Annotated in this window: 29 protein-coding genes and 3 tRNA genes; 19 read left to right on the forward strand and 13 right to left on the reverse strand. The window is 65.8% G+C overall.

Features of this window, described 5'->3' with window-relative positions:
• Nucleotides 1–32 precede the first annotated feature (32 nt).
• Entirely contained in the window at nucleotides 33–488 is a 456-nt protein-coding gene (cynS, locus tag BST13_RS06530; protein WP_483869184.1) for a cyanase, read from the forward strand.
• Between the two features lie 126 nt (nucleotides 489–614).
• Nucleotides 615–1,451 (forward strand): hypothetical protein, encoded by an 837-nt coding sequence (locus tag BST13_RS06535; RefSeq protein WP_083161829.1) that lies wholly within the window; start codon nucleotides 615–617, stop codon nucleotides 1,449–1,451.
• A gap of 65 nt (nucleotides 1,452–1,516) precedes the next feature.
• On the opposite strand, the gene BST13_RS06540 is transcribed toward BST13_RS06535, so the two are convergent.
• The 4 genes from BST13_RS06540 to BST13_RS06555 all read right to left on the reverse strand — a co-directional run bounded on the left by BST13_RS06540 (nucleotide 1,517) and on the right by BST13_RS06555 (nucleotide 5,087).
• Nucleotides 1,517–2,215: a crotonase/enoyl-CoA hydratase family protein gene (locus BST13_RS06540; RefSeq protein WP_083161831.1), complete on the reverse strand. Its 699-nt coding sequence runs from the start codon at nucleotides 2,213–2,215 to the stop codon at nucleotides 1,517–1,519.
• A 26-nt stretch (nucleotides 2,216–2,241) separates the two neighbouring features.
• The gene (locus tag BST13_RS06545) at nucleotides 2,242–3,084 is read right to left on the reverse strand and encodes a hypothetical protein (protein WP_083161833.1); all 843 of its coding nucleotides are present in this window, start codon (nucleotides 3,082–3,084) and stop codon (nucleotides 2,242–2,244) included.
• A 67-nt stretch (nucleotides 3,085–3,151) separates the two neighbouring features.
• On the reverse strand, nucleotides 3,152–4,144 hold the full coding sequence (locus tag BST13_RS06550) for a phospholipase effector Tle1 domain-containing protein (protein WP_083161835.1): 993 nt from the start codon (nucleotides 4,142–4,144) through the stop codon (nucleotides 3,152–3,154).
• A 229-nt stretch (nucleotides 4,145–4,373) separates the two neighbouring features.
• Nucleotides 4,374–5,087 carry an MBL fold metallo-hydrolase gene (locus tag BST13_RS06555; RefSeq protein WP_083161837.1) on the reverse strand — a complete coding sequence of 238 codons (714 nt, stop codon included), beginning with the start codon at nucleotides 5,085–5,087 and terminating at the stop codon, nucleotides 4,374–4,376.
• Nucleotides 5,088–5,186: 99 nt separating this feature from the next.
• Between BST13_RS06555 and BST13_RS06560 the strand changes: the two genes are divergently transcribed.
• The 13 genes from BST13_RS06560 to rplA all read left to right on the forward strand — a co-directional run bounded on the left by BST13_RS06560 (nucleotide 5,187) and on the right by rplA (nucleotide 11,725).
• Nucleotides 5,187–5,645, forward strand: coding sequence for an RrF2 family transcriptional regulator (locus BST13_RS06560; RefSeq protein ID WP_083161839.1), 459 nt, complete (start codon nucleotides 5,187–5,189; stop codon nucleotides 5,643–5,645).
• Nucleotides 5,645–6,880: a globin domain-containing protein gene (locus BST13_RS06565; protein WP_083161841.1), complete on the forward strand. Its 1,236-nt coding sequence runs from the start codon at nucleotides 5,645–5,647 to the stop codon at nucleotides 6,878–6,880. Before BST13_RS06560 ends, BST13_RS06565 begins: the two co-directional genes overlap by 1 nt.
• A gap of 119 nt (nucleotides 6,881–6,999) precedes the next feature.
• Nucleotides 7,000–7,072, forward strand: a tRNA-Thr gene (locus tag BST13_RS06570).
• Nucleotides 7,073–7,105: 33 nt separating this feature from the next.
• Nucleotides 7,106–7,179: transfer RNA gene (locus tag BST13_RS06575), tRNA-Met, on the forward strand.
• A 35-nt stretch (nucleotides 7,180–7,214) separates the two neighbouring features.
• A complete protein-coding gene (gene rpmG / locus BST13_RS06580) occupies nucleotides 7,215–7,382 on the forward strand; it encodes a 50S ribosomal protein L33 (protein ID WP_023985310.1) in 168 nt (55 codons plus the stop codon).
• Nucleotides 7,383–7,392: 10 nt separating this feature from the next.
• The gene (gene hadA, locus BST13_RS06585) at nucleotides 7,393–7,869 is read left to right on the forward strand and encodes a (3R)-hydroxyacyl-ACP dehydratase subunit HadA (RefSeq protein WP_083161843.1); all 477 of its coding nucleotides are present in this window, start codon (nucleotides 7,393–7,395) and stop codon (nucleotides 7,867–7,869) included.
• Nucleotides 7,856–8,284, forward strand: a complete 429-nt coding sequence (hadB, locus tag BST13_RS06590) for a (3R)-hydroxyacyl-ACP dehydratase subunit HadB (protein ID WP_083161845.1) — start codon at nucleotides 7,856–7,858, stop codon at nucleotides 8,282–8,284. The genes hadA and hadB overlap by 14 nt, the downstream gene beginning before the upstream one ends.
• Before the next feature lie 13 nt (nucleotides 8,285–8,297).
• Nucleotides 8,298–8,807: a (3R)-hydroxyacyl-ACP dehydratase subunit HadC gene (gene hadC, locus BST13_RS06595; RefSeq protein WP_083161847.1), complete on the forward strand. Its 510-nt coding sequence runs from the start codon at nucleotides 8,298–8,300 to the stop codon at nucleotides 8,805–8,807.
• A gap of 175 nt (nucleotides 8,808–8,982) precedes the next feature.
• Nucleotides 8,983–9,055 (forward strand) — tRNA-Trp (locus BST13_RS06600).
• A gap of 68 nt (nucleotides 9,056–9,123) precedes the next feature.
• Complete coding sequence (secE, locus tag BST13_RS06605; protein WP_083161849.1) at nucleotides 9,124–9,576, forward strand: preprotein translocase subunit SecE; 453 nt, start codon at nucleotides 9,124–9,126, stop codon at nucleotides 9,574–9,576.
• A gap of 103 nt (nucleotides 9,577–9,679) precedes the next feature.
• The gene (gene nusG, locus BST13_RS06610; protein ID WP_425436988.1) at nucleotides 9,680–10,450 is read left to right on the forward strand and encodes a transcription termination/antitermination protein NusG; all 771 of its coding nucleotides are present in this window, start codon (nucleotides 9,680–9,682) and stop codon (nucleotides 10,448–10,450) included.
• Nucleotides 10,451–10,516: 66 nt separating this feature from the next.
• A complete protein-coding gene (gene rplK, locus BST13_RS06615) occupies nucleotides 10,517–10,945 on the forward strand; it encodes a 50S ribosomal protein L11 (protein WP_018598681.1) in 429 nt (142 codons plus the stop codon).
• Nucleotides 10,946–11,017: 72 nt separating this feature from the next.
• Nucleotides 11,018–11,725 carry a 50S ribosomal protein L1 gene (gene rplA, locus BST13_RS06620; protein WP_083161853.1) on the forward strand — a complete coding sequence of 236 codons (708 nt, stop codon included), beginning with the start codon at nucleotides 11,018–11,020 and terminating at the stop codon, nucleotides 11,723–11,725.
• 49 nt (nucleotides 11,726–11,774) lie between these two features.
• On the opposite strand, the gene BST13_RS06625 is transcribed toward rplA, so the two are convergent.
• From BST13_RS06625 to BST13_RS06650, 6 genes are all read right to left on the reverse strand, one after another.
• Nucleotides 11,775–13,013: an RNA polymerase sigma factor gene (locus tag BST13_RS06625; RefSeq protein WP_083161855.1), complete on the reverse strand. Its 1,239-nt coding sequence runs from the start codon at nucleotides 13,011–13,013 to the stop codon at nucleotides 11,775–11,777.
• An 11-nt stretch (nucleotides 13,014–13,024) separates the two neighbouring features.
• Nucleotides 13,025–13,720 carry a YciI family protein gene (locus BST13_RS06630; protein ID WP_083161857.1) on the reverse strand — a complete coding sequence of 232 codons (696 nt, stop codon included), beginning with the start codon at nucleotides 13,718–13,720 and terminating at the stop codon, nucleotides 13,025–13,027.
• Between the two features lie 94 nt (nucleotides 13,721–13,814).
• Nucleotides 13,815–14,675 carry a cyclopropane mycolic acid synthase family methyltransferase gene (locus BST13_RS06635; RefSeq protein ID WP_083161859.1) on the reverse strand — a complete coding sequence of 287 codons (861 nt, stop codon included), beginning with the start codon at nucleotides 14,673–14,675 and terminating at the stop codon, nucleotides 13,815–13,817.
• Nucleotides 14,676–14,869: 194 nt separating this feature from the next.
• Nucleotides 14,870–15,742, reverse strand: a complete 873-nt coding sequence (locus BST13_RS06640) for a cyclopropane mycolic acid synthase family methyltransferase (RefSeq protein ID WP_083161861.1) — start codon at nucleotides 15,740–15,742, stop codon at nucleotides 14,870–14,872.
• 157 nt (nucleotides 15,743–15,899) lie between these two features.
• The gene (locus BST13_RS06645) at nucleotides 15,900–16,805 is read right to left on the reverse strand and encodes an alpha/beta fold hydrolase (RefSeq protein WP_083161863.1); all 906 of its coding nucleotides are present in this window, start codon (nucleotides 16,803–16,805) and stop codon (nucleotides 15,900–15,902) included.
• Nucleotides 16,806–16,837: 32 nt separating this feature from the next.
• A complete protein-coding gene (locus BST13_RS06650; protein WP_083161865.1) occupies nucleotides 16,838–18,202 on the reverse strand; it encodes an ABC1 kinase family protein in 1,365 nt (454 codons plus the stop codon).
• A 218-nt stretch (nucleotides 18,203–18,420) separates the two neighbouring features.
• On the opposite strand from BST13_RS06650, the gene BST13_RS06655 reads away from it, so the two are divergent.
• Complete coding sequence (locus BST13_RS06655) at nucleotides 18,421–19,677, forward strand: MFS transporter (protein WP_245839410.1); 1,257 nt, start codon at nucleotides 18,421–18,423, stop codon at nucleotides 19,675–19,677.
• A gap of 225 nt (nucleotides 19,678–19,902) precedes the next feature.
• Nucleotides 19,903–20,172, forward strand: a complete 270-nt coding sequence (locus BST13_RS06660; RefSeq protein ID WP_083161869.1) for a hypothetical protein — start codon at nucleotides 19,903–19,905, stop codon at nucleotides 20,170–20,172.
• 65 nt (nucleotides 20,173–20,237) lie between these two features.
• Here BST13_RS06660 and BST13_RS06665 read toward each other — a convergent pair whose 3' ends face one another.
• Nucleotides 20,238–21,230, reverse strand: coding sequence for an oxygenase MpaB family protein (locus BST13_RS06665; protein WP_083161991.1), 993 nt, complete (start codon nucleotides 21,228–21,230; stop codon nucleotides 20,238–20,240).
• Nucleotides 21,231–21,340: 110 nt separating this feature from the next.
• On the opposite strand from BST13_RS06665, the gene BST13_RS06670 reads away from it, so the two are divergent.
• Entirely contained in the window at nucleotides 21,341–21,940 is a 600-nt protein-coding gene (locus BST13_RS06670) for a TetR/AcrR family transcriptional regulator (protein WP_083161871.1), read from the forward strand.
• A gap of 1 nt (nucleotide 21,941) precedes the next feature.
• On the opposite strand, the gene BST13_RS06675 is transcribed toward BST13_RS06670, so the two are convergent.
• Together BST13_RS06675 and BST13_RS06680 are read right to left on the reverse strand one after the other, a co-directional pair.
• Nucleotides 21,942–22,541 (reverse strand): DinB family protein, encoded by a 600-nt coding sequence (locus tag BST13_RS06675; protein WP_083161873.1) that lies wholly within the window; start codon nucleotides 22,539–22,541, stop codon nucleotides 21,942–21,944.
• A 3-nt stretch (nucleotides 22,542–22,544) separates the two neighbouring features.
• Complete coding sequence (locus BST13_RS06680) at nucleotides 22,545–23,069, reverse strand: DinB family protein (protein ID WP_083161875.1); 525 nt, start codon at nucleotides 23,067–23,069, stop codon at nucleotides 22,545–22,547.
• 61 nt (nucleotides 23,070–23,130) lie between these two features.
• On the opposite strand from BST13_RS06680, the gene BST13_RS06685 reads away from it, so the two are divergent.
• Entirely contained in the window at nucleotides 23,131–24,090 is a 960-nt protein-coding gene (locus tag BST13_RS06685) for a helix-turn-helix transcriptional regulator (protein WP_083161877.1), read from the forward strand.
• Nucleotides 24,091–24,099: the final 9 nt, after the last annotated feature.

Below are 24,099 nucleotides of genomic sequence, written 5' to 3' on the forward strand. Positions count from 1 at the left end.
ACCGACACTGCCGCGCATGGATGATAGGTGCCGTGACCAGAGATGAAATCACCGAAGAGATCGTGCTGGCCCGCCTGTCCAAGGGGCTGACCTGGCAGCAGCTCGCCGACGCCATCGGCCGGCCCGTAGTGTGGACCACCTCGGCGCTGCTCGGTCAACATCCGATCCCGCCGGAGCAGGGCAAGGTGCTGGTCGAGATGCTCGGGCTGGACCCGACCGTGGTGCCGGTGTTGGCCGCCGTGCCGATGCGTGGCGGGTTGCCCACCGCGGTCCCGACGGACCCGACCATCTACCGGTTCTACGAGGCTCTGCAGGTGTACGGCCCGGCCCTCAAAGAGCTGATCCACGAGCAGTTCGGTGACGGCATCATGAGCGCCATCAACTTCAGCGTCGACATCGCCAAGAAGTCCCACCCGGCGGGCGACCGCGTCGTGGTGACCTTCGACGGCAAGTTCCTGCCGTACGACTGGACCGCCGCGGTCGACTAGTTCGGAGCGCTCACTGCTATTGCGGGCTGAGCCTCGCGTACGTAACGCCATGGCGGGAAATCGGGCGAATCACCGCCACCGCGTTACGTATGCGGAGCTGTCGGTACCCGAGGGCACACTCCGGTCATGGGGGAACCATTCATCGGCAGCGAAGCGCTCGCGGCAGGGCATCTCACCCGCCACGATCTGCGAACTCGGTTTGTTGCCGTGCACCAGGACGTCTATGTGGCAAGGGGAACGCAGCCGACGGCGGTGCTCCGTGCCAAGGCGTGCTGGTTGCGGGCACGTCGGCATGGAGTGCTGGCGGGATTCTCGGCATCGGCCATGCATGGCTCCCGCTGGGTCGGCGCCGAGCTCCCGGCATACATCATCGACACCAATCGGCGACCTGCCCGCGGCATCGTCACATGGAGCGACGCCCTCGACGACGACGAAATCTGCCTGATCGCCGGCATGCGCGTCACCACTGGCGTTCGCACTGCTGTCGACCTGGCCTGCAAGTTCCCCGAATCCGTCGCGGTGCCTGCGATCGACGCGATGGCCCGCGCGACGAAAACGAAGGTGATCGACATCGAATTGGCGGCCGAGCGGCATGCCGGTCGGAGGGGTATCAAGCGGGCTCGCACCACGCTCGCGCTGGTTGATCCTGGCGCGGAATCGCCACGCGAAACATGGTTGCGGCTACTGGTCGTCCATGCCGGTTACCCTCCGCCCGAAACGCAGCACCCCATCTACAACGAGTTCGGCGTTCTGATCGGCGAAGTCGACATGGCATGGCCGGACGTGAAGATCGCGCTCGAATACGAAGGCCGCGATCACTTGGATCCCGATCAGCTGCGCAAGGATATCCTCCGGGTCGAGGAGATGACCAGGGCCGGCTGGATCGTCATCCGCGTCACGTGCCGCGACGGCAAGGGCGGCATCCTCAAGAGACTGGCCACGGCGTGGGCATCACGTACGTAACGCCACGGCGGGAAAACGGGCGAATCTCCGCCACTGCGTTACGTGCGCGCGTGTGAACGAACGAACTACCCCGCGAATTCGGTTGGCAGACCGTCAATTCCGGCGCGGATGGCGAGAATCGCGTCGGCGCGGGCCTTGAGCTTGCTGCCGACGTGGGCACCCGCGTTCAACGTCGCTGCTGCTTCGGCGGCCACCTGCTGGGCGCGGGTCAGCACGGCGTCGGGTTCGACGATCTCGTCGAGCCAGCCTGCCGCGATCGCGGCGTCGCCCGAGAACGTCGCGGCCATCGAGATGCCCCGCTGGAACGCCGCACGGGTCAGACGCATGCGCATGATCTCGATCGCGGCGATCGGCAGCGTCATCCCGATCGCGACCTCGTTGGCCTGACAGCGCGACTTCGGCGACCCCACCCGGTGATCACCGGAGAGCAGCAGGAAGGACCCCATCGCGATCGCCGGTCCGGTCGCGGCCATGATGACCGGGACTGGGAAGGTCAGGCAGCGCAGCGACAGCTCGAAACCGCCGGCCAGCATGGCCAGTGTCGCCTGCGTGTCGCCCGACGCGAAGACACTCAAGTCGAAGCCGCCGCTGAACACCTTGGCGTTGCCGGCCAGCACGACTGCTTTGGCGCCGTCCTCCACTGTGCGGTCGAGCGCGGAATTGATCTCACCCTGCATGGCCGGTGACAGCGCATTGACCTTGCCGTCGTCCAGCGTGAGGGTTGCGACGGACTCATTGAGCTCGTAGCTCACCAGGCTGCTCATCGCACAGATCGTACGGGCGGCCTTGTTCAGGCGTTGTGGCGCCCGCGCGGGTTGATCAGCTCGGTCTCGGGATCGTCGTCGTCGTAATCCTCGTCGTCGTCCTCGTCATCGGTGGTCTCATAGCGGCGCTTCCACCGCTCGCGGACCTCCGCGCCGAGCGCGTTGATGCGGTTGATCTCCGAACGCAGCGTTTGCTCGTCGGTCTCCTTGGCCGCGTATTGGAAGTAGTTGAGAACACCGCGCAGCAGCTCCAGCTTCTGCTTCTCCTGGCGGGCCCGGTCGTGGGTGGTCAGCAGTTCCATGCGGTCCACCGGCGGTAGCGTCGCCCAGTCGAGGACGGCCGTGTTGCGGAACTTCTTGCCGGCAGGTTTGCCGCCCGAGGGCGGCTGATCGTAATAGGTGACGGCGCCGTCGAATCGCGACGCGATGGCCTCGCCGAGCTGTTTGCGGTCCAGCGCCGAATCCCACACGATCCGCCATTCCTGCGACGGGGCCAGGTAGGGAATCTCCGCGGGCAGATTCAGCGGGACTATGTCGACGTAGTTGTCGTCGTAGGAACTCTCGTACTTACCGACGGTGGGCGGGTTGGCGAATTCGAAGCGCAACCCATAGGCCGGGGTCTGGCCGTAGTTGCGCACGACCAGTTCGACCAGATGCCAGTCGGATCCGCTGGGCTCCATGAACATCGAGACGTTCGGCTGGGTCAGCTCGGCGCGTTTGTCCCTGGCCTTGAGGTACTGGCGCCAGCCGTAGATCAGTGCGGCGACGACGACAGCGATGGCGACCCACGCCGCCACCGCCGTCCACGCGCCAGGATCGAATTCAGCCAACTCACGCCCCCGATCGGTGATTGAACCCGTGATGCCCACAAAAGTCCCCACCACAGGCTTATATCACGTACGGATGAGTGCCGCGCCGATCGTGGTCAGCAAAGTTTCAGGATGCGGCTGCCGTGAGGACGACGGGCGCCGCGGGCTCGGCCTGAGTCGGCACGGGCAGCAGTCGCTCGCCACGGGCCAGCCAATCGGTGTCGGCCCACTCGATGCGGGCAGGCAGGCGCCGCCAATACTGCGGGTGCGCGCGCAGATACAGCTCGACACTGGCGTGCACGGGGGCGTCCAGCGGCGGTCGGACCATGCCGAAGGTCGGTGCCGTACCGGCCAGCGCATCCAGGTCGGTGGGAGTGGACAGGCGCATGGGGACCCGCAGGCCGGCGTCGACAGCCCCGTCGAGCATCCAGTCCATCGCGATGTCGGCCAGCGCCCAGCACGCGCCGGTACCGCCGGCGATGTCGCAGTGCCCGCCGCGGAACCAGACCTCGTCGATGGCGCCGCCGTCCCGTGAAGCCGGGCGCAAGGCGTCGATGGCCAGGGCGTGCCGTCCGTTTTCGACATTGGTCAGCGGGGCGGTCCGGCGGCCCGCCCCGGGAATCCGGACGACATCCCACAGGCCCAAAAAGCGTACAGGGACACTACTTTCGCCGTTTCCGATCAATTCGGCAGCCAAGCCTTTGACATGTTCCCAGTCCTGCGGGGTGCGTGCCGTGCGCGGCAGGGCGTAGGTCGCCAGCGCGTAGCTGACCAGATCGTCTGACCCCTCCGGCAACAACCCGACCGATCCGAGCAGTGCGGCCAATTCGCGGGCCCGGTGCCCGCCGTCTGCCCCGCCGAACAGGTAGATGGCATCGCCGGGTTCCCAGCAGTCACCGAGAAAGCGGTAGGCCTCCAGGAGTGCACCACGGGCTTCGGTCACGGCGGCGGCGCGACGGCGCCGGGAGAATCTCATGCGAGACGACGTAGCGCCCGAGTGGTACCAGCCGAGCTGATCATCATCGATGTCCAGCAACCGGAACAACGCTTCAGTATTGGTCGCGTCTCGTGGACCGGGACGCTCATCTGTGTGGTCGAAACACAACACTATGTTTTTCACAACGGCCCCCGACCGAACAAACGAGGAAGACTGCTCAATCAGTTTGCCGGGATATCGAAACAGTGTCCTGAGTATCGCGCTACTCTATTTGGCCGCTCACGCGGGTCCTTGCGAATGCAACGGTATTGGCGACGAAGTCGCCCGCAACACCGCGACATGCAGGAAGGTTCCGTCGCGGCCGGTGGAGAAGCCGGTCAGATCGGTGGTCGGCGAGCCTGGAACGTGGCTGTCAGCCGCCCATCAGCGAGCGCCACTGCTGCAGGTCGGAAGCGCGGTACACGTAGTTGCTGCGCTTGACCTCCGCCAGTGGTGCGCTGGGCTCGGCCGAGTACCAGTGGCCGGGGAACACCGTCGGGTCGCCGGGCAGCTGGGCCAGCGATTGCAGGCTGCGGAACATGTCGTCGACGTTGCCGCCAGGAAAGTCGGTGCGGCCACAGCCCTCGAGGAAGAGCGTGTCGCCTGCCACCAGACGCCCGTCGAGCAGGAAGCACTGACTGCCGGGCGTGTGGCCGGGCGTGTGCAGCAACTCGATGTCGACGGCGCCGACGCCGACCTTGTCGCCGTGCTGATGACGGGTCAGGCTGCTCAGCGGGATCCCGGTGACACGCGAAACCCATTCGGCCTCATGGGTATTGACGTGCACGGGGACCTCGGTGCGGTCCAGTAGCTCGGCCAGGCCCTTGAGCTCGAAGCCCATCATCGACCCGCCGACGTGGTCGGGGTGATGGTGGGTGACCAGCACGCCCGCCAAGCGCATGCCGTCGGCTTCCAGCGCATCGACCAGATCACCCGCCGCGTAGGCCGGGTCCACCACCAGTGCCTCACCCGTCTCGCGATCGCCGATCAGGTAGGCGAAGTTGCGCATCTGCTGGGCGATCATGTCGTCGGCGGCGAAGTCGCGACCGGACAAGAGCTGCTTGAAGTAGAGGCGATCCTGAGGCATCTGCCCATCATTGCAGGTCAAAAAACCGCACTTCACGCGGTGTTTAACAGCACAGCGCAAAAAGTCGCATCGGAAATGCGGAATTTATAGCGTGAAGCCATGCAACTCACCCGGTTCACCGACCTGGGCCTGCGCACGCTGATGCTGCTGGCCTCGGCCGAGTCGGCAGGCCGCCGGGTCACCACACGCACCATCGCGGTGAGTGCCAACGCGTCCGAACACCACGTCGCCAAGGCCGTGTCGAGGCTCGCGGAGCTCGGCATGGTGCACGCCCGGCGCGGCCGGGTCGGGGGGCTGGTGCTGACCGAGGCCGGCCGGACCGCGTCGATCGGCGCGCTGGTGCGGGAACTCGAAGGCGACCGCGAGGTCATCGAATGCGGCGGCGACAATCCCTGCCCGTTGATCGCCGCATGCCGGCTACGCCGCGCGTTGGCCGACGCCAAAGCGGCCTTCTACCGCGAACTCGACCGCTACACCGTCACTGATCTGTCAGGAGGCATCGGCTTCTCGGCCGGCCTCCCGATCGTTTTACAACTCACCGGAGAAAGGACCCAATGATGACCGTCACCACGCCCGAGCCCTCAGCCGTAAGGGTCGAGCTCGAACCGCACCACGCCGAGATCGTCAAGGCGACGCTGCCGTTGATCGGTGCGAACATCGACGAGATCACCAAGGAGTTCTACCGCCGGCTGTTCGGCAACCACCCGGCGTTGTTGCGCAACCTGTTCAACCGCGGCAACCAGGCGCAGGGATCGCAGCAGCGCGCGCTGGCCGCGTCGATCGCGACCTTCGCCACCCATCTGGTCGATCCGGCGCTGCCCCATCCGGTCGAGCTGCTGTCGCGGATCGGGCACAAGCACGCCTCGTTGGGGGTGACCGCCGAGTTGTATCCCGTTGTCCAGGAGAACCTGTTCGCGGCAATCGTCGAGGTGCTCGGCGCCGAGACGGTGACGGCCGAGGTGGCCGAAGCGTGGGACCGCGTCTACTGGATCATGGCCGACACGCTCATCGAGCTGGAGAACGGGCTCTACTCCGGCGCGGGCGTCGAGCCCGGTGACGTGTTCCGCCGGCTGCGGGTGGTGGCGCGCGTCGACGACCCGTCGGGTGCCGTGCTCGTCACCGTCGGCTCCGATTCGCCCGTGAACTTCCTTCCGGGCCAATATGTTTCGGTGGGCGTGACGCTGCCCGACGGGGCACGCCAGCTGCGTCAGTACAGCCTCGTCAACGATGCCGGAACCACCGACCTGACCTTCGCCGTCAAGCCGGTCGACGCGAGCGCGACCCAGCCCGCCGGTGAGGTGTCGAACTGGATTCGCGCCAACCTGTGTGTCGGCGACCTGCTCGACGTCACCGTGCCGTTCGGCGACTTGCACGAGTCCGCCGCGGAGGACAAGGTGCTCATGCTGATCTCGGCAGGCATCGGCATCACCCCGATGATCGGCATCCTGGAGCACCTCGCCGCCGAGCGGCCCGACACCCAGGTGCGGGTGCTGCACGCCGACCGCAGCGACACCAGCCATCCGCTGCGGGAACGCCAGCACGAGCTGGTCGAGGCGCTGCCGAACTCCAGCCTCGACGTCTGGTACGAGGACGGCATCACCGCGGGCACCCCGGGCGTACACCCGGGCCTGCTGAACCTGGCGGGTATCGAGCTGCCGGTCGGCGCCGAGATCTACCTGTGCGGTGGGGCGGGCTTCGTCGCGGCGGTGCGGACCCAGCTGGGCGAGCGCGGGATCGACCTGCAGCGGGTGCACTGCGAGCTGTTCGCGCCCAACGATTGGCTGCTCGACTGACCCCTCAGCGCCGAAAATGCCTCCCGGCAGCCGTGTTGACCAGCGGTTTGGTGCGGCTGCCGGGGAGGCTGTACCCTCTTTAAGGCCCACGGCTTACAGCCGCGGGCCGAAGTAGATAGGCCCCCTTAGCTCAGTCGGCAGAGCGTTTCCATGGTAAGGAAAAGGTCAACGGTTCGATTCCGTTAGGGGGCTCGGTGGTCGCGGAGCGATGCCCGTGCCTATCGGGGCGGTGTAGCTCAGCTGGTTAGAGCGCACGACTCATAATCGTGAGGTCGGGGGATCGAGCCCCCCCACCGCTACAGGGACAAGTAAGACGTGAAAGAGGGCAGCTGACGTGGCGTCGAGTACGGACGTTCGGCCGAAGATCACTTTGGCCTGCGAGGTGTGCAAGCACCGCAACTACATCACCAAGAAGAACCGCCGCAACGACCCCGACCGGCTGGAAATCAAGAAGTTCTGCCCGAACTGCGGACACCACCAGCCGCACAAAGAGTCGCGGTAGCCCAACGCTCGTGGCTCTATCGTCGAAGCTCGTCGGGAAGCACTTTCGCTATCCCGAGCACTACGAGGTCGGTCGCGAGAAAATCCGGGAGCACGCGCTCGCCGTCAAGAACGACGACGCGTACTTTCACGACGAGAAGGCCGCGGCTGAACTCGGGCACACCAAGCTGCCGGCGGCGCTGACCTTCATCTGCATCTTCGGCTACCAGGCGCAGTTGGCGTTCTTGAACAACGCCAACATCGGTGTCGAAGACGCCCAGATCGTCCAGGTCGACCAGGCACTGAAGTTCGTCAAGCCGATTTTCGCGGGCGACAAGCTCTTCGCTGACGTCTACGTCGACTCGGTTCGACAGGCGCACGGCACCGATCTCATCGTGTTCAAGACCATCATCACCGATGACGCCGGTGACGTTGTGCAGGAGACCTTTACGGCCCTTGCGGGCCGCACGGGCGAAGATGGAGAGGGCTTTACTGATGGCGCTGCGTGAGTTCAGTTCGGTCAAGGTGGGGGACACGCTTCCGGAGCGGATCATCCCGCTGACCCGTAGTGACCTGGTCAACTACGCGGGTGTTTCCGGCGACCTGAACCCGATCCACTGGGACGACGAGATCGCCAAGCAGGTCGGCCTCGACACCGCCATCGCGCACGGCATGCTCACCATGGGCCTGGGCGGCGGCTACGTCACCTCCTGGGTCGGGGATCCCGCAGCGGTGAAGGAATACAACGTCCGGTTCACCGCAGTGGTGCCGGTACCCAACGACGGCGTCGGCGCGGAGATCGTCTTCAACGGCCGGATCAAGTCCGTCGACCCCGAGGACAAACTGGTCACCATCGCCATCTCGGCCACCACCGGCGGGAAGAAGATCTTCGGGCGCGCTGTCGCCACCGCACAACTGGCTTAGGGAGGTTGAGGGCATGGCTCTCAAGACCGATATCCGCGGCATGGTCTGGAAATATCCGGACCCGTTCCTGATCGGCCGGGAGCAGATCCGCCAGTATGCCAAGGCGGTGAAGGCCTTCGATCCGGCGAGTCACGACGAGGCGGCCGCGGCCGAACTGGGCCACGACGCGCTGGTCGCGCCGCTGACCTTCGCCTCGACCCTGGCGCTTCTGGTTCAGCAGCACTTCTTCAAGCACGTCGACGTCGGCATGCAGACCATGCAGATCGTCCAGGTGGACCAGAAGTTCGTCTACCGCAGGCCGCTCAAGGCCGGCGACCAGCTGCACGCCGTCATGGAGATCACGTCGGTCGACGAGCGGTTCGGCGCGGACATCGTCGTCACCCACAACGTCTGCACCGACGACGACGGTGAGATCGTGCTGGAGGCCATCACCACGATGATGGGCCACGAAGGCGACCACTCGATCCAGGTCAAGTGGGATCCGGAATCCGGCCAGGTCATCCGCAAGGCGGCCGGGGAATAGTCGGGTGGCCGACGCGATTAGTGCTTGATACCCACGCCGGGGTACACTCGGCTCTCGGGGTTTTTCCCATTTCAGCGCGCTGTCCGTCGGCTTGATCGAGCGTACGGGGAGCGCGCGAATCGTGTGAGCCCCGGACGAAGGATGTGATGACGGGGTAAAACCTGGCCATCGCTGAAGGGGCGTAGCTCAACTGGCAGAGCAGCGGTCTCCAAAACCGCAGGTTGCAGGTTCAAGTCCTGTCGCCCCTGCTCAACTGAATACTCGACAAGGTGTGGACACTGGAAGGTGACCACACAACCAGGATGAAAGGCATGCGGTGAGCGACGAGCGCGAAGGTGCCGGCTCCGCAGACGACACTGGGACCGACGCCCATGGCTCCGGCGACAACCACGGTCAGACCGCGGTTGTGACCAGGCCGCTGCGCCCGACCGGTAAGCGGTCCCGCCGTGGAGTGCCCAGCGACGCTGAGGGCGACGAGACCGACAGCGGTGAGGACACCGCCGAGTCGAAGGATGCCGCCAAGAACGGCGCCGGTAAGACCAAAAAGACCAAGAAGGCTGCCGGCGGTTCGTCGAGCAATCCGATCATGTTCGTCATCAACTACCTCAAGCAGGTTGTTGCCGAACTTCGGAAGGTGATCTGGCCCAACCGCAAGCAGATGGTCAGCTACACCTCGGTCGTGCTGGTCTTCCTGATGTTCATGGTCGCGCTGATTTCAGGTGTGGACCTGGGCCTGGCACGGCTGGTGTCGTTGGTTTTCGGCACCTGACCCGAGATTTTGAGAGAGGACTGACAACGTGACCACGTTCGACGGCGATGAGCAGACACTCGCCGACGAGACCGTCAGTGTCGAAGACGGTGGAGATGCCGTTGTGGCGGAGACCGTCGACGAAACAGTCGAAGAGACCACCGGTGGCGAGGACGCCGCCGACGGCGACGCTGAGGAAGCCGAGGAGGCTGCGGCCGACGAGGGCGCTCCCGCCGCCGAGGAAGCTCCTGCGGCCGACGAAGACGAAGACCCGGCCGTCGCGCTCAAGAAGGACCTGCGTCTGCGGCCCGGCGACTGGTACGTGATCCACTCTTACGCCGGTTACGAGAACAAGGTGAAGGCCAACCTCGAGACCCGCGTGCAGAACCTCGACGTCGGCGACTACATCTTCCAGGTGGAAGTGCCCACCGAAGAGGTCACCGAGATCAAGAACGGCCAGCGCAAGCAGGTCAACCGCAAGGTGCTGCCGGGCTACATCCTGGTGCGCATGGAGCTCAACGACGAGTCGTGGGGCGCGGTGCGCAACACCCCCGGCGTGACGGGCTTCGTCGGTGCGACCTCGCGGCCGTCTCCGTTGGCACTCGACGATGTGGTGAAGTTCCTGCTGCCGCAGGGCGCCGCCAAGAAGGCCGCTGCAGGCAAGGCGCCCGCCGCTGCCGCCGCCGCGTCCACCGAGGCCACCCTGGAACGTCCGGAGATCCTGGTCGACTTCGAGGTCGGCGAGTCCGTCACCGTCATGGACGGTCCGTTCGCGACGCTGCCTGCCTCCATCAGCGAGGTCAACGCCGAACAGCAGAAGCTCAAGGTGCTGGTGTCCATCTTCGGCCGCGAAACACCTGTCGAACTGACCTTCACCCAGGTCGCCAAGATTTAGCCGGTAACGGCTAGAACAGCGGGCGCGGCACGCGCCCTCGGATAAGCGAGTAAGGAACACCACAGCATGGCCCCGAAGAAGAAGGTCGCCGGGCTCATCAAGCTGCAGATCCAGGCCGGGCAGGCCAACCCTGCCCCGCCGGTTGGCCCTGCGCTTGGTCAGCACGGTGTCAACATCATGGAGTTCTGCAAGGCGTACAACGCCGCGACCGAGTCGCAGCGCGGGAACGTCATCCCCGTGGAGATCACCGTCTACGAGGACCGCAGCTTCACGTTCGCCCTCAAGACCCCGCCCGCCGCTCGGCTGCTGCTCAAGGCTGCCGGTGTGCCCAAGGGTTCGGGTGAGCCGCACAAGACCAAGGTCGCCAAGGTGAGCTGGGACCAGGTGCGCGAGATCGCCGAGACCAAGAAGGCCGATCTCAATGCCAACGACATCGACGCCGCGGCGAAGATCATCGCAGGCACCGCCCGCTCCATGGGTATCACCGTCGAGTAAGACTCCGGAAGGCGTGGGAGAGCTGGCATCGGCTCGGGAACCACGACTCCAACAGACACGATTGGATTTTCAATGAGCAAGAACAGCAAGGCATATCGCGAAGCGGCCGAGAAGGTCGACAGGGACAAGCTCTACACGCCGCTCGAGGCCGCGAAGCTGGCCAAGGAGACGTCGTCCAAGAAGCAGGACGCCACCGTCGAGGTGGCCATCCGCCTGGGCGTCGACCCCCGCAAGGCGGACCAGATGGTCCGCGGCACCGTCAACCTGCCGCACGGCACCGGTAAGACCGCGCGCGTCGCGGTGTTCGCCGTGGGGGAGAAGGCCGAGCAGGCTACCGCCGCCGGCGCTGACGTGGTCGGCAGCGACGACCTGATCGAGAAGATCCAGGGCGGTTTCCTGGACTTCGACGCCGCGATCGCCACTCCGGATCAGATGGCCAAGGTCGGTCGGATCGCTCGCGTGCTGGGCCCGCGCGGGCTGATGCCGAACCCCAAGACCGGCACCGTCACCCCGGACGTCGCCAAGGCCGTTCAGGACATCAAGGGCGGCAAGATCAACTTCCGTGTCGACAAGCAGGCCAACCTGCACTTCATCATCGGCAAGGCGTCCTTCGACGAGGCCAAGCTGGCCGAGAACTACGGCGCCGCGCTCGACGAGGTGCTGCGTGCCAAGCCGTCGTCGTCGAAGGGTCGTTACCTCAAGAAGGTGACCGTCTCCACCACCACGGGCCCGGGCATCCCGGTTGACCCGGCGGTGACCCGGAACTTCACCGAGGCTTAGTTTTTAGCCCGAGTGGCCAGTTACGGCACAAGATTCTTTGAATCGCGTGTCATAACTGGCCATTCGGCGTTTCTGGGGTGAGTTCAGCGATGCGGCGACGCAGGAATGCCGCGGCCGGCGCGGAGACGTTGTCGCTTTCCAGCGCGATCCCGTACCAGTGCAATGCTTCTCGGTTACGCCCCGCGCGGCGCAGCAGATCCGCCCGGATCGGGGCGACGATGTTGGAGCGTGCCAGACGTGGATCGTCGGCCACCTCGTCCAGCGCCGCCAGCCCGGCGTCGAACCCGTCGCGAAACGCAACGGCCACAGCGCGATTGGCGCGCACCACGGGAGACTCTCCGAGCTCGAGCAGCCGGTCGTAGGCCTGGCAGATGACGGACCAATCGGTGAGCTGCCAGCTCGGTGCGGTGGCGTGCAGTGCTGCGATCACCGCCTGCGGCAGATAGGGCCCCGATGCTCCTTCGGCGAGCCGCAGCTGGTCCAGGCCGCGGGCGATGCGCCCACGGTCCCACCGGGTTCGGTCCTGTTCGTCGAGCGGCACCAGCGCACCGTCGTCGTCCACGCGGGTCCGTCGACGCGAATCATGCAGCAGCACAAGCGCTGCCAATGCGTGCGCGTCGCGGTCGCCGGGCATCAGCGTGCACAGTTCACCGGCCAGCCGCACACCCTCGTCGCACAGCTCGTCCCGTATGGCCGACGGGCCACCACTGGACCAGTAGCCTTCGGTGAACACCGAATAGACGCAAGCCATCACGTGCGGTGTGCGTTCGGGCAGCAGGTCGGGCGGTGGCACCCGCAACGGGATATTGGCCTGGCGGATCTTGTGTTTCGCGCGAGTGAGCCGTTGACCTACCGCTGCCTCGGATTGCAGCAGCGCCCGGGCGATCTCGGGCACGGTGAGCCCCGAGATCAACCGAAGCGTCAGCGCCAACTGCGAAGCCCGGTCGAGTGCCGGGTGGGCGCACGTGAACATCATCCGCAATTCGTCGTCGCGAACGGGATGCAGCTCGCGATCGTCGTCGCGCGCTGTCGTCTCATACACCGCGGCCAATTCCTTTCCCGCCCGCGAAGATTCACGTCGCAGGCGGTCTAGGGCCCGGTTGCGCGCGACGGTGGTCAACCACGCACCCGGGTTGGTAGGCACCCCATCGGACGGCCAGGTCCGCAGCGCCTGCGCACAGGCGTCCTGGACGGCGTCCTCGGCGACACCGAGATCTCCGGACCACCGCGCGATGGTGGCCACAGCGGGACCCCACTCCCGCCGGAAGACGCCGTCCAGCTGGGTCACCGGGCCACTAACTACAGCCCCGCGATACCGGACAACTGGCGCAGCTCGATTGCCGAGGCCGGAATCATCGATGCCAGCTTGACCGCCTCGTCGCGATCAGTGGCACGCAGCACGTAGAACCCGTTGGCCACCTCGGCGCCCTCGGCGTACGGGCCGTCGGTGAACGTCACCTTTCCGTCGCGCACTCGCACGGTGGTCGCGGTGGACGGCGGATGCAGCGGCGCACCGGCAAGCGTCTTGTCGCCGATGGTATTGGCGAGCTCGACATGCAGACCTGCCTGCTTGTTCCATTCGTCGGTGCCGGGCACGTTGACGGCCTCAGGCGGTTCCAGGAGCAGGGCCAGCCAGTCGTTGCGCACGGGCTGCTCGGGTGCCCGCCAGTGCACCATCGGCCACACCTCGACGGCGCCGTACTTGGCCGCTGGGATGTCGCGGGCCAGCGCGAGGGCCTCGTCGAGGTTCTCGGCCTCGAATACGTAGTAGCCTGCCGCGACTTCGGCGCCCTCGGCGAACGGGCCGTCGGTGATGGTCGGATTGTCCGGGCCGCCGGAGATGCGGACAGCACCTGCGGCGGGGGTGAGCGCATCGCCCGCCCGGATGAACCCCGCTGCTTTGGCGTGGAAATCCAGGTACGCCGACATCTCGGCGGCACCCTGCTCAGGGGTGAGTGCGTTCTCGCGATTGATCAGTAGGGCGAAGTAGTGCATCGTCGTCTCCCGGTGTCAGCGAGTGAGAACCTGCTGTTCCACTCTCTACCCATCCGACGAACGACGCTGCCCGGATCCGACAGCTCGCGGGAAATTACTTCTGCAGCGTGAACTGATGGACGCTGATGTGGCCCGAGGCGAAGTACTTCTGGCAGCCGTTGAGGTACTTGTCGTAGCGGTCGTAGACCTCTTGGCCCTGGATCGCGATGGCCTCGTCCTTGTGGGCCTCGAGCGCGTCGGCCCAGATCTTGAGCGTCCGGACGTAGTGCGGGCCGATCTCCTGCAGCTGGGTGATCTTGAACCCGGCTTCGGTCGCCTTCTCTTTCTCCATCTCCACCGAGGGCAGCCGGCCGCCGGGGAAGATCTCGGTCATGATGAACCGGGCGAACCGGGCGTCCTCGAACGTCATGTGCAGGCCGAGCTTCTGGCCCTGACGCAGGTCGAACCCGGTGATGTTGTGCAGGAGCATGGTGCCGTCGTCGGGCAGCGCGTCGTAGGCCATCTTGAAGAAGGCCGGGTAACGCTCGAATCCGAAGTGCTCGAACGCGCCGATCGACACGATGCGGTCGACCTTGTCTTCGAACTCTTCCCAGCCCTGCAGGCGCACCTCGACCTTGCGGTCGGTGGGAACCTTGGCGAGCTTCTTGATGGCGTACTCGCGCTGCTCGCCGGACAAGGTCAGGCCGATGACGTTGACGTCGTACTTCTCGATGGCTCGCGCCATGCAGGCGCCCCACCCGCAGCCGATGTCGAGCAGCGTCATGCCGGGTTCCAGGCCGAGCTTGCCCAGAGCCAGGTCGAACTTGGCGATCTGCGCCTCGTCGCCGGTCATGTCTTCGCGTTCGAAGTACCCGCACGTGTAGCCCATTGTCGGGCCGAGGAACAGTTCGTAGAATTCGTTCGAAATGTCGTAGATCGACTGCAGTTCTTCGTATTTCGGCGTCAATTCTGACATGTTCGAAATTGCTCCAAGCTTATAGATTTCCTTGCGAAAAGTCAGCCTACAGCAGGTCAGGCCCGGTGGGCCTTGACTGCTGTCAACGAATTGACCTGGCAAACATGTGATGGGCACCACTTTGTCTGCTGCGTCATCGGTGCCAGCGGGAATTCGGGTGTGTGCGGCGTGGTAGCGAAGGCGCGACGACACGCCTAGCGGTTCAGGGTGAACTGGTTTACGTCGATGTAGCCGATCCGGAAGGCGTTCGCGCAGCCGGTCAGGTAGTGCATGTACCGGTCGTAGACCTCTTCCGACTGGATCGCGATGGCCTCGTCACGGTGGTCCTGCAGCGCCGCCGCCCACAGGTCCAAGGTGCGCGCGTAGTGCGATTGCAGCGACTGCCTGCGGGTGAGGGTGAAACCCGCCTGTCCGGCGTGGTCCTCGACCATCTCGATCGAGGGGAGGCGCCCGCCCGGGAAGATCTCGGTGACGATGAACCTGATGAACCTGGCCATATCGAACGTCAACGGGATGCCGCGCTCCTGCGCCTGCTTGGGATGCAGGCCGGTGATGGTGTGCAGCAGCATCACGCCGTCGGGTGGCAGAGCGTTGTAGGCGAACCGGAAGAAGTCGGCGTAGCGCTCATGGCCGAAATGCTCGAAGGCGCCGATCGACACGATGCGGTCCACCGGTTCGTCGAACTGCTCCCAGCCACTGAGCAGCACGCGCTTGCTGCGCGTGCTGTCCGAACCGTCGAACAACTGCTGCACGTGCGCCAGCTGATTGCGGCTCAATGTGAGGCCGACGACGTTGACGTCGTAACGCTCTATAGCACGCATCAGCGTTGCGCCCCAACCACATCCGACGTCGAGCAAGGTCATGCCGGGCTGCAGTCCCAACTTGCCGAGGGACAGATCGATCTTCGCCAGCTGAGCCTCCTCCAGCGACATGTCGTCGCGTTCGAAGTACGCGCAGCTATAGGTCCTGCTGGAATCGAGGAACAGCGCGAAGAAGTCGTCGGACAGGTCGTAATGGGCCTGTACGTCTTCGAATTTCGGCGTGAGCTTGGCCGGATGTTTGGCCATGGTGTTGCCTCTCGGAGTCGTCCGAGGGCTGCGCTGCATCACGATTTGATGAGTCCGCCCCAGACTGCAGCAAAGCCTAAACCGGCATCCACCAGCTACCGAGCTTCGCGGGCCCGGCAAACGCGCAGTCGAAGGAGTGTCGTTGCGGACTCACGAACTAACTCACGCAGGAGAAGTTCGTCTTGAGCTCTCCCACGACCTCGTCCCACACCGGTTCAGGTAGCTCGTGGCCCATGCCGTCGATCAACACCAGGCGGGCGCCTGGGATCGCCTTGGCCACGGCGCGTCCCCCGTACGGTCGCATCAGCCGGTCCGCGAGGCCGTGGATCACCACGGTGGGAGCGGTGATGTGCCGGTCGTAGCGCAACAGGCTGCCGCTGCCGAGGATCGCGGCGAAGTGCCGCGCGATGCCTGCCGGGTAGTACGACCGGTCGTAGAGCTCCGCGGCCTCCGCACGCATCTGGTCGTCGGGCGTCGGGTAGGCCGGGCTGCCGTTGAGCTTGCCGAGCCGAACGGCGTTGTCGATGATGGCATCTCGCGTCGATCCCGGCGGCGGGCCGGTGACCAACGACAGCAGCTGCTTGACCCCCGGCGGCGGCAGGAGCGCCTTGTTGTTGCTGGAGAAGATCACCGCGAGGGTCTTGGTCCGGTGCCGGTACTGCGCGGCGAACACTTGGGCGATCATGCCGCCCATCGAGCCGCCGACGACGTGTGCACTGTCGATGCCGAGGTGGTCGAGCAGGGCCGCGGCGTCGTCGGCAATGTCCTCGAGCGTGTACACCGACGGGCTGCGCAACCCCAGGAACGAGCGGGCCATGCGGAACGGCAGCGGGGTGTCGACGCGCTGACCGGACAACTTGCTCGACAGCCCCACGTCGCGATTGTCGTAGCGGATGACGCGCAGCCCCTGGTTGATCAGCTTCTCGCAGAAACCGTTGCGCCACAACAACAACTGCGCACCGAGCCCCATGATCAACAGGACGGCGGGGTCGTTCGGGTCACCCATGTCCTCGTAGTAGATGTCGAGATCGCCGGACTTCGCGTAACCGGTACGAACTTGCATCAATGCTCCTCGCGCGAGCGCTCGTCGGCCATCTACGCGTCGACCCCGTCGATGTCCTTGTGCTCGCGGCTGATGTCGACCATGAAATTGGCGAAGTAGCCGGTGAGCTGCGGATCGCTCATCATCTGCCAGTTGGGCGCCAGGAGCTTCATGTACCGCTCGACGTAGAGGAACTGTTTGCCGATGAGCACGAGCTCGCGGGGCAGCTTGACGTCATACGCATCGGCCAGCGCAGAGAGCTGCCTGCCGATTTCCGCATAGGACATATCGCCCAGCGACTTCATGGTCAGCGGGGTGGCGAACGCCTCGAGGTCCTTGGCGGCGTCACCCTCGGGCTTGACCGTGCCCACCGCACCCATCAGCACCACGATCTTGCCCGCCGCGGCGTGGTCCTTCTTGACCAGCAGGGCATAGACGAGCTCGCGCAGCAGCCAGCGGGTCCGCGGATCGATGCGGCCCATGATGCCGAAGTCGAAGAACACGATCTTGCCGTCGTGATCCACGTACAGATTGCCGGCGTGCAGGTCACCGTGGAACAGGCCGTGCTTGAGGCCGCCCTCGAAAACGCTGAACAACAGCGCCTTCACCAGCTCCGTGCCGTCGAAACCGGCCTTGCGGATGGCGGCCACGTCGTCGATGCGGATGCCGGCCACGCGCTCCATCGTCAGCACCCGCTGGCTGGTCAGGTCCCAGTACACCTGCGGGACGCGGATGTTCTCGCCGAGCGGTGAGGCGTGCATGTGCGACACCCAGGCATCCATCGACTGGGCTTCCAGACGGAAGTCGAGCTCCTCGGCGAGGTTGTCGGCGAAATCGGCCACCACATCCTGCGCCGAGAGGCGACGGCCCAGTTTGGCCAGCTCGACGATCTGGGCGCCGCGCTTGAGGATCTGCAGATCGGCGGCGACGCGACGGCGGATACCCGGCCGCTGGATCTTGACCACCACCTCCTCGCCGGAGTGCAGGGTCGCGTAGTGCACCTGGGCGATGGAGGCCGAGGCGAACGGCTTCTCGTCGAACGACTTGAACAGGTTCTTCGGGTCGTCGCCGAGTTCTTCCTTGAACAGCTTGTGCACCGCGTCCGTGTCGGCGGGCGGCACCCGGTCCAACAGGCTGCGGAACTCGCGGCTCAGCGGTTCGCCGAAGGCGCCGGGACTGGACGCGATGATCTGCCCGAACTTGACGTAGGTGGGGCCGAGATCGGAGAACGTCTGCGGGACCTGCCTGATGATCTTCTGCTGCAGAGAGCCCTTGCCGAGAAGGTTCGTTACCACGCGCGCGCCCGTGCGGGTGATCTGCCAACCCGTCGCGCCGATGCGTGCGGCCTCGACCGGCAGGGGCACCCGATCCAGCTTGGCTCCCTCGCGCGGTTTTGTTTTCGAGGGGGGAGTGCTCATTAGGGCAGTGTCTCAAAACCGCCGGTACCGCCAAAAATAGGTGTGCTGCGGATCACAAGAACCCGTGTGAGCACAATGCGCAGAACCTCAAGATCGCTGCTTAGGCCCGGTTGTGAGCACAACCGCGCTTGTGGCGGCCGGGCTTCGTAGCTTCAGCCCAGACAACCGGCTGAGGAGCGAAAATGGCCACGATTCTGCAGGAATCCCAGGGCACCCCGATGAAGCGCGTGGCAATGGCCAGCTTCGTCGGATCTGCCATCGAGTACTACGACTTCTACATCTACGGCACGGCGGCGGCGCTGGTGTTCCCGAAGGTGTTCTTCCCGCATCTCGGTACGACGATGGCGACCGTCGCGTCGATGGCCACCTTCGCGGCGGCGTTTCTGTCGCGGCCGCTGGGTGCGGCGTTCTTCGGGCACTTCGGCGACCGACTGGGACGCAAGTCGACGCTGATCGCCACCCTGCTGATGATGGGCCTGTCCACGGTCGCCGTCGGCACGGTGCCCAGCGCTGCGACGATCGGTATGGCCGCGCCGCTGGTTCTGCTGACGCTGCGCCTCGTGCAGGGATTCGCGGTCGGCGGCGAATGGGCGGGTGCCGCGTTGCTCTCGGCCGAGTACGCGCCGCCGGCCGCGCGGGGCCGCTACGGCATGTTCACCCAGATGGGGGTGGGCAGCGGTTTGGTCATGAGCAGCCTGCTGTTTCTCGCGGTGAACAAGACCGTCGGCGAATCCAGCCACGCGTTCGTCGCATGGGGCTGGCGGATCCCGTTCCTGTTCAGCGCCGTTCTGGTGGTCATCGCGCTCTACGTCCGGCTCAACGTCGCGGAAACCCCCATCTTCACCGGCCAGGTTCGCGACACTGCCCCCGTCACCCCGCTGAGCGCGCTGCTGCGCAGGCAGCGGCGCGAGGTGCTTCTCGCCGCGGGCAGCATGATCGGATTCTTCGCGCTGGGCTATATGGCCAATGCCTATCTGATGAGTTACGCCCATACCCGCGTTGGTTTTTCACCGGACCTGATCCTTCAGGTCGGCCTGCTCGGCGGCGTGATCGTGGTGGTGTTCAACGCACTGAGTGCCATGCTGAGCGACAGGTTCGGTCGTCGCCGCGTCATCATGGTGGCGTTGGCCGTCGGTGTCCCATGGACGTTCGTCGTGCTGCCGCTGATCGACACCGGCAATGCCGCGTTGTTCGCGCTCGCCATGTCGGGCACGTATGCGGTCGCCGCGAGTTCGTACGGGCCGATGGCGGCCTTCATACCGGAGATCTTCCGGACCAGATACCGCTACAGCGGTGCCGGACTGTCCCTGAACCTCGCGGGGCTGATCGGCGGCGCGGTACCGACGATCGCCGCGGCGCCGCTGCTGGCCACATGGGGCACACCCGCTGTCGGCGCCATGATGGCCGTTGTCGTCCTTGTCAGCCTGGTCTGCACGTTCGCGCTGCCGGAAACGAAAGGCAGTGTCCTGCAGTAGGAGTGTGACCGGCCTGTGGCCGATGAGCCCCTGCTCGATGCGAATCGAGCAGGGGCTCAGTTCATTTGGCGAAACACTTAGGTGAGCACAATGCGCGAATCTCCAGAAAACCGAATGTAGCGCGGGTTGTGCGCACAACCACGACACCGGGTGGACGGCCCCGTAGTTTCGTAGACGTGACAGCGTCACAAACAACCAAACACCAACTCACTCAGGAGAATTCAGATGAACACCACCACGAACAAGTCACGCTTCTTCGCCCGCTTCGTTGCGGCTCCGGTCGCCGCCGCAGGCATCCTGGGCGGCGCCGCACTGGGACTGGCCGCAGGTGCCAACGCGGATCCGGGCCCGTCGGACCACTCGCGCAGCTACTCGGTCGACTACCGGCACGATTCGGGCGAGCATCGCGAATACCGCGAGCATCGCGACTGGGGCTTCTGGGGCTTCTGGCCGTGGCACCACTGGGACCACTCCTTCTACGGCCACCACAGCTGACCCGCCCCACCCATACACGCCAGCCCCTGGCCAATCGGTCAGGGGCTGGCGTGTATTTCGGCGTCTCAGGCGAAGCTGTGCTCGACCTCCTCGCGACTGCGGACCGGGTCGCTGCCCAGTACGTACGACGGCTCGGTATGCGGCGCCAGGGCCGGGTCTACGCCGTCGGCCACCCGGGCCTGGGCCTGTCGGAACTCCGGAATGGGCCCGGCCGCCAACTCCAGACCGTTGATGGTGGACCACACCAAGCCCCGCCGTGCGGTGCGCTCGAAGATGTTGGGGGACTGGTGCTGAATCAGCTGCATGGCCCATTTGGGCATGGTGTCGCGGATGGCCCAGTCGATCGCGCTCTGCGGCAGTGGCACATTCGGCCCGGTGGCCATGGCCGCCCCGTGGGTCAGCGCGAGTTTGGGCAGGTAGGACTTGAGGCAGTCGAGCGTATCGGCCTTGGTGGTGGGCAGGTCGGTGCCGCCAAGGGCGTGACCGACGCGGATGAACTCACCGTAATAGCGGTCGAGTTTCTTGCCGCGCAACGGCTGTGGGTGGTACAGCTCGTGCGCGGTGGCCAGGCCCCAGACCACCGTGGCGTAGTTCCAGCGCAGCCAGTCGGGATCGTCGGCGTCGTAGCGGGCGCCGTCGGGCCGGATGCCCTTGATGGTGTGGTGCATGGCCCGCACGGCCTTGGCCAGCCGTTCTGCGGTCTCGGTGGACCCGTATGCGGTGCCGATGAAGAACGCGATCGAATGGCCCAGGCGTACGGCGGCGCCCTTGGGGTCGATCTTCGGGATGGCCTGCCCGTCCTCGTCGCGCTGCACCAGGCGGGAGTGGTGCATGCCCATCCAGTAGATCGACGGGTCGAGGCGTTCCAGGTAGGCCGCGCACTGCAACCCGAAGATCAGGGCGTGCATGTGAGAGTGCACGTGCCACACCGCGCTGCCCGGGCCGAACCAACCCGGGTCGCCGGCGGGTCCTTCGAAATCCATCCCGCGGAAGTAGTTCCGGCGGATGTCGGCGTCGAATTTCTGATTCAGCCACTGCCCGACGAACTGGTGCGGCATGAACGGCACGGACGTCGGGAACAACACGGCTGGGCGCCCCTCTCGGTTTGGTCACGGTCGTAACCACAATACATTTTGGCTACATCCGTGACCAGACTTACTCTGTACTGGTGTCGACTCCGACCCGGTGGGCGGGCGTACCGCTGACGGACCGCCGTACCGAACGCCGCGCGCTGCTGATCGACGCGGCGTTCGGCCTGTTCGGCGACGGCGGTGAGGCCGCGCTGTCGGTGCGTTCGGTGTGCCGCGAGTGCGGCCTGAACACCCGCTATTTCTACGAGAGCTTCGCCGACACCGACGACCTGCTCGGCGCCGTGTACGACCAGGTGGCCGCGGCGCTGGCGGCCGAACTCGACACCGTCATGGCCGGTGCCGGGGATTCGGTACGGGCCAGGACCCGCGCCGGGATCGCCGCGGTGCTGGGCTTCAGCTCCGCCGATCCGCGGCGCGGGCGCGTGCTGTTCACCGATGCCAGGGCCAACCCGGTGTTGGCAGCGCGTCGCACCGCCACCCAGGATCTGCTGCGCGAAGCGGTCCTGACCGAGGGTGGCCGCCGGCATCCCGGCTCCGACCCGGTGGCCGCCCAGGTGGGCGCCGCCATGTACACCGGTGCGATGGCCGAGCTGGCCCAGCAGTGGCTCGCAGGACACCTCGGCGACGATCTCGACGCCGTGGTCGAGCATGCGCTGCGCCTGGTGCTGGGCCCCTGAGTCAGACGGCGGCGGGCCGCCAGCGCTTGATCCACTCGGTCTCCGGCCATTCCTCTGCAGCGGCCATCAACTCGTACATCGTTGCGCCGTCGATGGTTTCACGGATGATGTCGGCGTGCCCGGCATGCCGGGAGAGCTCCTCCACCAGATGCATCGCCACCCAACGGGGCGACCAGTGGTCGATGTCCTTGGGGAACCACGGCACGTCCTGCGGAACCGGCACGGGTGTGCTCAGGTCGGCATCGGCGAAGGCCTGCAGCGTGGCGGCGTTCTCCGTCGTCAGCGCGGCAACCAGATCTTCGAGGGTGTCGTCCTCGCGCATCACATGCTGGTCGGCGTACTCGGCCATGACCTCTTCCATCGGCCGCGGATCGGGCGGCGGGAAATTCGGCGCCGACCTGACCCGATCAGCCCAGCTGCGCTGCACGGCGGTGACATGTTTGATCAATCCGCCGATCGACTGCGCGCTCACTGACGGGGTGGAGCGGGCCTGCTCGTCGGTCAAGCCGTGGCACACGGCCACGAACGCGTTCTGGTTGTGACGCAGGAACTCGATCAGGCTCTCCCGCTCGGCGGCGGCGGGTGCGGGCAATCCGGGCATGGTTCAGTTCTCCTGGTTGTGGGTTGAATGGACGTAAAGGTCGCGGATGCAAGCGATTTCGGCGCCGTGGTGGATGGCCTCCCGGTTGATGTGCAGAATCAGTTCGGTCATCGAGTACTCGGCCCAAGGTCCCTCCGCGGGCCCGCAGGGCGCCTTGAGCTCATCGTCGCTGCGCGACCGGACCCCGTCGATCCAGATTCGGTACGCGTCGTCGAGCTGAGCCAACGCCGTGGCGGCGTCGGTGGCGTACGGCCAGGTCTGGTAGTCGGCCGGCGGGCCGCCGAAGTGCGAGTGGTTACGCATGGCGAAGACGCCGACGATGACGTGCGCCAGCCGCCACGCGATGGTTGTGAACGGCTCCGGCTGCGGCGGGGGATAGCTGAAGTCGATGGCACCGTCGGGATGGACCGTCCAGCAGCCGGGGACCGGCTGCCAGAAGTACTCGTCATCGGTCAGACCGTCCAACCGGGGGCGCAGTTGGTGGGTCCAGTGGTGGTCCAGCTGATCGGCCAGCGGGTTTCTCTGCATGAAGCAACCATCGCATCCATAGAGGACAGGTTCTGTCCTAAGAGTGCGGCAGACTTGCTTCATGGGTGAAACGACCAGTCGGGTGCTGCAACTGCTCGGCCTGCTGCAGTCGCGCCGTGTCTGGTCGGGCGAGGAGCTGGCCGAGCGGCTCGGCGTCACGGGTCGCAGCGTCCGGCGGGACGTCGAGCGACTGCGTGAGCTGGGATATCCGGTGCATGCCAGCAAGGGGCACGGCGGCGGTTACCAGCTCGGCGCCGGGGCCGCGCTGCCACCGCTGCTGCTCGACCCGGACGAGGCCGTCGCGATGGCCGTCTGCCTGCGCCTGGCCGCGGGCGGCAGCGTCGCGGGCGTTGGCGAATCTGCGCTGCGGGCCCTGTCCAAACTCGACCAGGTGATGCCGACGCGCCTGCGTTCACAGGTGTCGGCCGTGCACGATGCCACCGTCACCCTCTCGCCCAACTCGTCGGACGCACCGGTCGAACCGGATGTGCTGATGACCCTCGCCCGCGCCTGCCGCGACCGCGAACACGTCGCCGCCGGCTACACCGACATCCGGGGTAACAACACGCAGCGTCGGCTGGAGCCCTATCAACTCGTCACCACCGGGCGCCGGTGGTACCTGATGGCCTACGACCGCGACCGTGCCGACTGGCGCACGCTGCGACTGGACCGGATGTCCGAGGTCAGGGCGCTGGGGAGCACCTTCACGCCGCGCGACGCGCCCGACCCGGCAGATTACGTGCGGCGGGCGATCAGCGCGTCGCCGTACCGGTACGTGGCCCGGGTGCGATATGCGGCCCCGCAACACGTTGTGGCACCGATGTTTTCACCGGCTTCAGCCACCGTCGAGGCGGACGGCCCCGATGCGTGCATCGTCACCGCGGGCGCAGATGACCCCGAACGCATGGTGGTGTACTTCGCCACCGTCGGTCACGATTTCGAGGTGCTCGAACCGCCTGAGCTGGCCACCGCCGTCCGGGCAATGGCCGAACGCCTGTCCCGGAGCGCCGCACGAACGTAAGGTTCGCTG

The organism is Mycobacterium aquaticum (assembly GCF_002086485.1).
GTDB classification, from domain to species: Bacteria; Actinomycetota; Actinomycetes; order Mycobacteriales; family Mycobacteriaceae; genus Mycobacterium; species Mycobacterium aquaticum.